This window comes from Streptomyces sp. (assembly GCF_036566765.1).
Classification (GTDB): Bacteria; Actinomycetota; Actinomycetes; order Streptomycetales; family Streptomycetaceae; genus Streptomyces.
Genome location: NZ_DATCVQ010000219.1, coordinates 1 through 5,631 on the forward strand (window position 1 = coordinate 1; position 5,631 = coordinate 5,631).

The 5,631-nt window shown below is 73.0% G+C and carries 5 protein-coding genes and 1 pseudogene; all 6 read right to left on the reverse strand.

From position 1 onward, the window contains the following. Positions 1-116: 116 nt before the first annotated feature. Positions 117-467 carry a tetratricopeptide repeat protein gene (locus tag VIU94_RS12755; RefSeq protein WP_331910808.1) on the reverse strand — a complete coding sequence of 117 codons (351 nt, stop codon included), beginning with the start codon at positions 465-467 and terminating at the stop codon, positions 117-119. A 52-nt stretch (positions 468-519) separates the two neighbouring features. Then, positions 520-1,884: an alkaline phosphatase family protein gene (locus VIU94_RS12760; protein WP_331910810.1), complete on the reverse strand. Its 1,365-nt coding sequence runs from the start codon at positions 1,882-1,884 to the stop codon at positions 520-522. Then, on the reverse strand, positions 1,881-3,107 hold the full coding sequence (gene eboE, locus VIU94_RS12765) for a metabolite traffic protein EboE (protein ID WP_331910812.1): 1,227 nt from the start codon (positions 3,105-3,107) through the stop codon (positions 1,881-1,883). The genes VIU94_RS12760 and eboE overlap by 4 nt, the downstream gene beginning before the upstream one ends. Continuing rightward, complete coding sequence (locus VIU94_RS12770) at positions 3,107-3,973, reverse strand: TatD family hydrolase (protein WP_331910814.1); 867 nt, start codon at positions 3,971-3,973, stop codon at positions 3,107-3,109. The genes eboE and VIU94_RS12770 overlap by 1 nt, the downstream gene beginning before the upstream one ends. Positions 3,974-3,993: 20 nt before the next feature. Next, positions 3,994-5,400 (reverse strand): EboA domain-containing protein, encoded by a 1,407-nt coding sequence (locus tag VIU94_RS12775; protein ID WP_331910816.1) that lies wholly within the window; start codon positions 5,398-5,400, stop codon positions 3,994-3,996. After that, a pseudogene (locus VIU94_RS12780) lies at positions 5,397-5,631 on the reverse strand (SCO3242 family prenyltransferase); the annotation flags it as partial. The gene VIU94_RS12775 and the pseudogene VIU94_RS12780, both read right to left, overlap by 4 nt.

Here is a 5,631-nt window from a genome sequence, read left to right on the forward strand (position 1 = left end):
ACGTGCCCGGCGTCCGCGCACCCGACCTCCAGGCCGTGGACGCGACGGCCGTGTGCTCGGAAGCAGACCTCGCCAAGGGCGCAGACCCCCGACCTGCCTCAAGCCTCCGTGCTCCCTCACATCCGGCATCGCCCGACCGTGCGGACGGCGAGGGCGGTGTACAGGTCGAGGGCCTGCCGGGCCTGGTCGTGGGCGAGGTCGACTCGGTCGAGGTCGCGGTGGACGTGCGCCAGGCCGTCGTGGGCGCGGGCCTGTTCGGGGCAGTAGCTGAACTCGCGGGCGAGGGTCAGCGCGGTGTCGTGTTCGGCCACGGCCCGGGCGAGATCGCCCATGGAACGGGCGGCTTCCGCCAGGGCGTTGAGAGACTCGGCCTCGTCGCCGGGGAAGTCGAAGCTGCGGCTCAGCTCCAGCGCATCGTGATGACGGCGCCGGGCCTCGTCGTAGCGGCCCTGCCGTTGGCACAACATCGGGCTGCTGCGCCGAGGGCATCAGGCTCGTTACGCCTCCTTCCGAGCGACTTCAGTCGGCCAGGCACGAGAGGAGGAACTCCTTGACCTCGGTCGCCCGGTAGCGCTCGCGCGCGAGTTCGGGTGCGGAGCAGAGCAGGACGGGCGCGTCGGCGGGGTCGTCGGGGAGGCGGCCGTGGCTGCCGCGCACGCAGGACGGGTCGGTCGGGACGACGGACATGGTGCCGCGGATGCCCAGCTTGAGCTTGGCCAGGGACAGGGCGGCGCGGGCCATGACCATGGGATCGGCCGGATCGAAGAAAAGTTCGGCCGGGTCGTAGCCGGGCTTGCGGTGGATCTCCACGCCCCGGGCGAAGTCCGGGGCGTGCGCGTCGTCCAGCCAGTAGTAGTACGTGAACCAGCTGTCGGCCGCGGCAACGGCGACCAGCTCGCCCGAGCGGGTGTGGTCGAGGCCGTGCTTGGCCTGGGCCTCGCGGTCCAGGACCGCCTCGACGCCGTCGAGCTCCCGGAGCACCTCCCGGACGCGCGGCACGTCCGCCGGGTCGGCCACGTAGACGTGGGCGATCTGGTGGTCGGCGACGGCGAAGGCGCGCGAGGTCCACGGGTCCAGGTACTCCATGCCCTGCTGGCGGTGCACGTTCAGGAGGCCGGCCCGGCGCAGAGCGCGGTTGATGTCGACGGGGCGACTCACCTCGGTGATGCCGTACTCGGAGAGCGCGACGATCGTGGCGCCCCGGGCGAGCGTCTCGGCGAGCAGGGGGGCCAGGGCCGCGTCGAGCTCGCGGGCGGCCTCGCGGGCCCGGGGCGACTCCGGGCCGTGGCGCTGGAGGTCGTAGTCGAGGTGCGGGACGTAGACGAGGGTCAGGTCCGGATCGTGCCGGTCGAGGACGCGGCGGGCGGCGTCGATGATCCAGCGCGAGGAAGCGAGGCCCGCCTTGGGTCCCCAGTAGTGGAAGAGGGGGAAGGTGCCCAACTCCGCGGTGAGTTCGTCGCGTAGTTCGGGCGGTCGGGTGTAGCAGTCGGGGGACTTGCGGCCGTCGTAGTGGTAGACGGGGCGGGGGGTGACCGTGATGTCGACGTCCGCGCCCATCGCGTACCACCAGCAGATGTTCGCGACGGTGAGGCCGGGGCGGGTGCGGCGCGCGGTCTGCCAGACTTTCTCGCCGCCGACGAGCCGGTTGTGCTGACGCCAGAAGGCCACTTCGCCCATGTCGCGGTCGTACCAGCCGTTGCCGACGATGCCGTGCCCGGTGGGCGGTTCGCCGGTCAGGAAGGTCGACTGGACCGAGCAGGTGACCGCCGGGAGGACCGTGTCGAGCCGCGCGGTGAAGCCGGTGTCGGCGACGGCGCGGAGGCGGGGCATGTGGGCGAGTACGCGCGGGGTGAGCCCGACGACATCGAGGACGACGACACTCATGGCGAGCTCCTGATCGGGTTCGAGTGCGGGATCGGCGCCGGTTGCGGAGACGTGGCCTCTGTGGCCGGTTCGGTGAGGCCGAGCGCCAGGAGTTCCCGGCGGGTCCAGTCGAGTTCGGCCGCGATGCCCGCCGCCAGCTCCTTCTCGTCGCGCGGCGGCTCGGGCAGCACGGACCAGGTGTAGGTCTCCACTTCGAGGTGCGTGGTGCGCGGCCGGTCGGGCGTGAGCAGGGCGGCCAGGGTGTCCCGGAGCACCGGCCGGGTGCTCGTCAGCGGAGGCGCGGGGTCGGCGTGCACGGGGATGTGGAAGTGGGAGCGCCACGGCGCGTCGCCGCTCAGAGCCCCCGTGCCGGTCAGTGCCTCGGACAGGTCGTCGACGCCGGGGGCCGGGGTTCCCGCCCGACGGGTCTGGTGGAGGAACCGGGGCTCGTCGAAGGCGCCGAGGGCGCGCCGCACCTCGGGGTCGGCGGGTGCCTGCGCGTGGAGAGCGCAGGAGACCTGCGCCTTGACCACCTCGATGCCTGCCCGCGCCAGCCGTGCCAGCGCCGTGCGGGGGTCCTCGAAGGCGACGGCGAGGTGGCAGATGTCCAGGCAGACACCGAAGTGGCCGGGGTCCAGGCCCTGGAGGTGCCGGACGGCCTGTCCGGTCGTCTCGACCACGCACCCGGGTTCCGGTTCGAAGGCGATCCTGATCGTGCGGCCCGTCCGGCGGCGGAGTTCGGCGAGTTCGCGGCCGAGTGCGTCCACGTGCCGGAGGGCACGGTTCTGGTGTTCCCGGGTCCAGCCGGTGCGCCAGCCGAACGGGAGCGTGGAGACGCTGCCGGTGGCGACGTCCTCGGGCAGCAGCAGGGCGAGGATCCTCGCGAGGTTCGCCGTGTGCTCCAGGCGGGCCGGCTCCGACCAGTCGGGCCGGTAGACCGCGTGCTTGACCACCGGCTGGTGGAAGCCCTGGTACGGGAAGCCGTTGAGGGTGACGACCTCCAGGCCGCGCCGGGTGAGTTCGGCTCGCAGCCGGAGGGTCGCGCCCGGGTCGGCGGCCAGCTCGGCGGCGACGCGGTGGGCGAGCCAGAGGCCGATGCCGAGCCGGTCCGCGCCCAGGCGGTCCCGTACGGCGACGGCGTAGGTGTCGAGCTGGGCCAGCATCCCGTGCAGGTCTTCGGCCGGATGCACGTTGGTGCAGTAGGCGAGGTGGACGAGGTCGCCGCCGCGATGGCGCAGGCGCATCAGCTGCCGCCCCTGCGGACGGAGTTGCCGGCGAAGTCCGTGGCGTGCGACGGGCGGGTCCCGGCGTCCCCGGCTTCGAGGTCGAGGCGGCCGCTCTGGGCGTAGAAGGCCACCGGGTTGCGCCAGAGGACCTGTTCGACGTCCTCCTCGGTGAACCCTGCCGAGCGCATCGCGAAGGCGGTGGCCGCCGTGCGCAGCGGGTCGCTGTGGCCCCAGTCGGCGGCCGAGTTGACGAGCATCCGGGAGGTTCCGTACTCCTGGAGGATGCGGACCATCCGGTCGGGGTCCATCTTGGTGTCGGGGTAGATGGAGAAGCCCATCCAGCAGCCGGAGCCGGCGACGAGCGGCACGGTCACCTCGTTGAGGTGGTCGATCAGGACCATGCCGGGGTCGAGGCCGGAGTCCCGTACGAGCTCCAGCGTGCGGGTGGTGCCGACGGCCTTGTCGCGGTGCGGGGTGTGCACGAGGGCCGGGAGTCCGTGAGTGTCGGCGAGGGCGAGCTGGACGGTGAAGGCGTGTTCCTCGGCGTCGGTCATCGAGTCGAAGCCGATCTCGCCGACGGCGACGACGTTGTCCTTGAGGAGGTAGCGGGGCAGGTCGTCGAGGACGGGTACGCAGCGGGGGTCGTTGGCCTCCTTGGGATTGAGTGCCAGGGCGCAGAAGTGCTGGATGCCGTACTGGGCGGCGCGGTAGGGCTCCCAGCCGAGCAGGGAGTCGAAGTAGTCGCGGAAGCTGGCGGCCGAGGTACGCGGCTGGCCGAGCCAGAAGGCGGGCTCCACGACGGCCCGTACCCCGGCGGCGTGCATCGTCCGGTAGTCGTCCGTGGTGCGGGAGCTCATGTGGATGTGCGGGTCGAAGATGCGCATGGCTTCTCCTTTCGGGCGGGTCAGGCGTGGGCCGGCAGGGTGTCGGGGGCGGGCAGAGGGTCGAGCCGTTCGTGTACGTCGTCGGGTACGGCCCGTCCCGCGGCGGTGCGTTCCGCGGCGAAGGCCGCCAGCATGCGGGTGAGTTCGGGGCTGCTGCGCCGGTCGAGGCCGGCCACGGCGTCGAGGGGGACGCCGAGGAAGACGCACTTGAGGACGGCCTGGCGCCACTGGCTCGGGCCGAGGTGGCGGGCGGCGTACGGTCCGACGGCGGCCGTGACGAGCCGGGCGTCGTTGGTGCGCAGGGCGTCCTCGATCAGGGGCGTGGCGTGGGGTCCGAGGTGTCCGGCCGCGTCGAGGAGGGGAAGGGAGCGGAGCACGGCGAGCCGCTCGGCGGTGTCTCCGGATGCGTACAACTCCGTCAGGATCGCGGCGAGTTCGGCGTCCCGCGCGGGAAGGGCCTGGAGCAGCTGGGTGCGGGTGACGTCGCCGGGGCCGGGTGCCGCGCCGCGTGCGGCGACCGGGAACAAGGTGGTGATCGCCGCCGGGTCGGTGCGGAGCCGGTCGAGCGCCTTGCCGGTCCAGGGCGGGGTGGAGGCGGCGCGCAGCGCGCACAGGGAGCGCAGGGCGGTCTGCGGGCCGCTGTGGCTGTGGCGCGGCAGTTCGACGCCGACGATCCCCCGGTATCCGGTTTCGGAGAGCGCTTCGAGGACGGCCGGGAAGTCGACGTCGCCCTCGCCGAATTCGAGGTGGTCGTGGACGCCCCGGCGCATGTCCTCGATCTGGACGTTGACCAGCCAGGGCGCGGCTCGCCGCACGCATTGGGCCGGGGTCTCCTCCTCCAGGCACTGGCAGTGCCCGATGTCCAGGGTGAGGCCGAAGGTCTCCGGGTCGCCGAGGGTGTGCCGCAGGCGCTCGTACCCGGCGAGGTCGGAGACGAGCATGCCGGGTTCGGGTTCGAAGCCGAGTCGTACGCCGGCCTCACGGGCGAGGTGCACGAGGGTGGCGCAGCCGTCGGCGAGCAGGTCCCAGGCCTGGTCGTGCGAGGTGCCGGGGCCGAGGACGCCGCTCCACAGCGAGACCGCGTCGGCCTCCAGTTCGGCGGCGATCCGCACGGCCCGGGTGAGGAAGTCGAGGCGGTGTCCGCGGCGGGCGGGGTCGGGGTCGAGCAGGGTGGGGGCGTGTTTGTGCCAGGGGTCGAGGAGGTATCGGGCCCCCGTCTCCACCACGACGCCGAGGCCGAGGGCGGAGAGTTTTCGGCGCGTGTGCGCCAACCGCTGGGGCAGGTCGGGCGCGTACGGGTCGAGGTGGGCATGGTCCAGCGTGAGCGCGACTCCCGAGTAGCCCAGTCCGGCGATGACCTCCAGGGCCTCGTCGAGGCGGTGGTTGGCCAGGCCGTTGGTGCCGTAGCCGAAGCGCAGCGCGGTCATGTCGGGGAGACCTTCCGGGAGAGACGGCGGGCGAGGGGGTAGGCCGCCAGCAGCGACAGGACGGCTCGTGGTGAGCCGGTGCGTGCGGTCAGTGCCGCCTGGAGCGGGACGAGGGCGTGGATGCCGGCGGTGACGACGCGCTGGAGGCGGGCGGCGTCCGGGCGGGCGACCGCTTGGAGCTGGGCGGGGACGCAGGCCGCGAGGTAGCCGCCGAGCAGTGCGGTGGTGGTG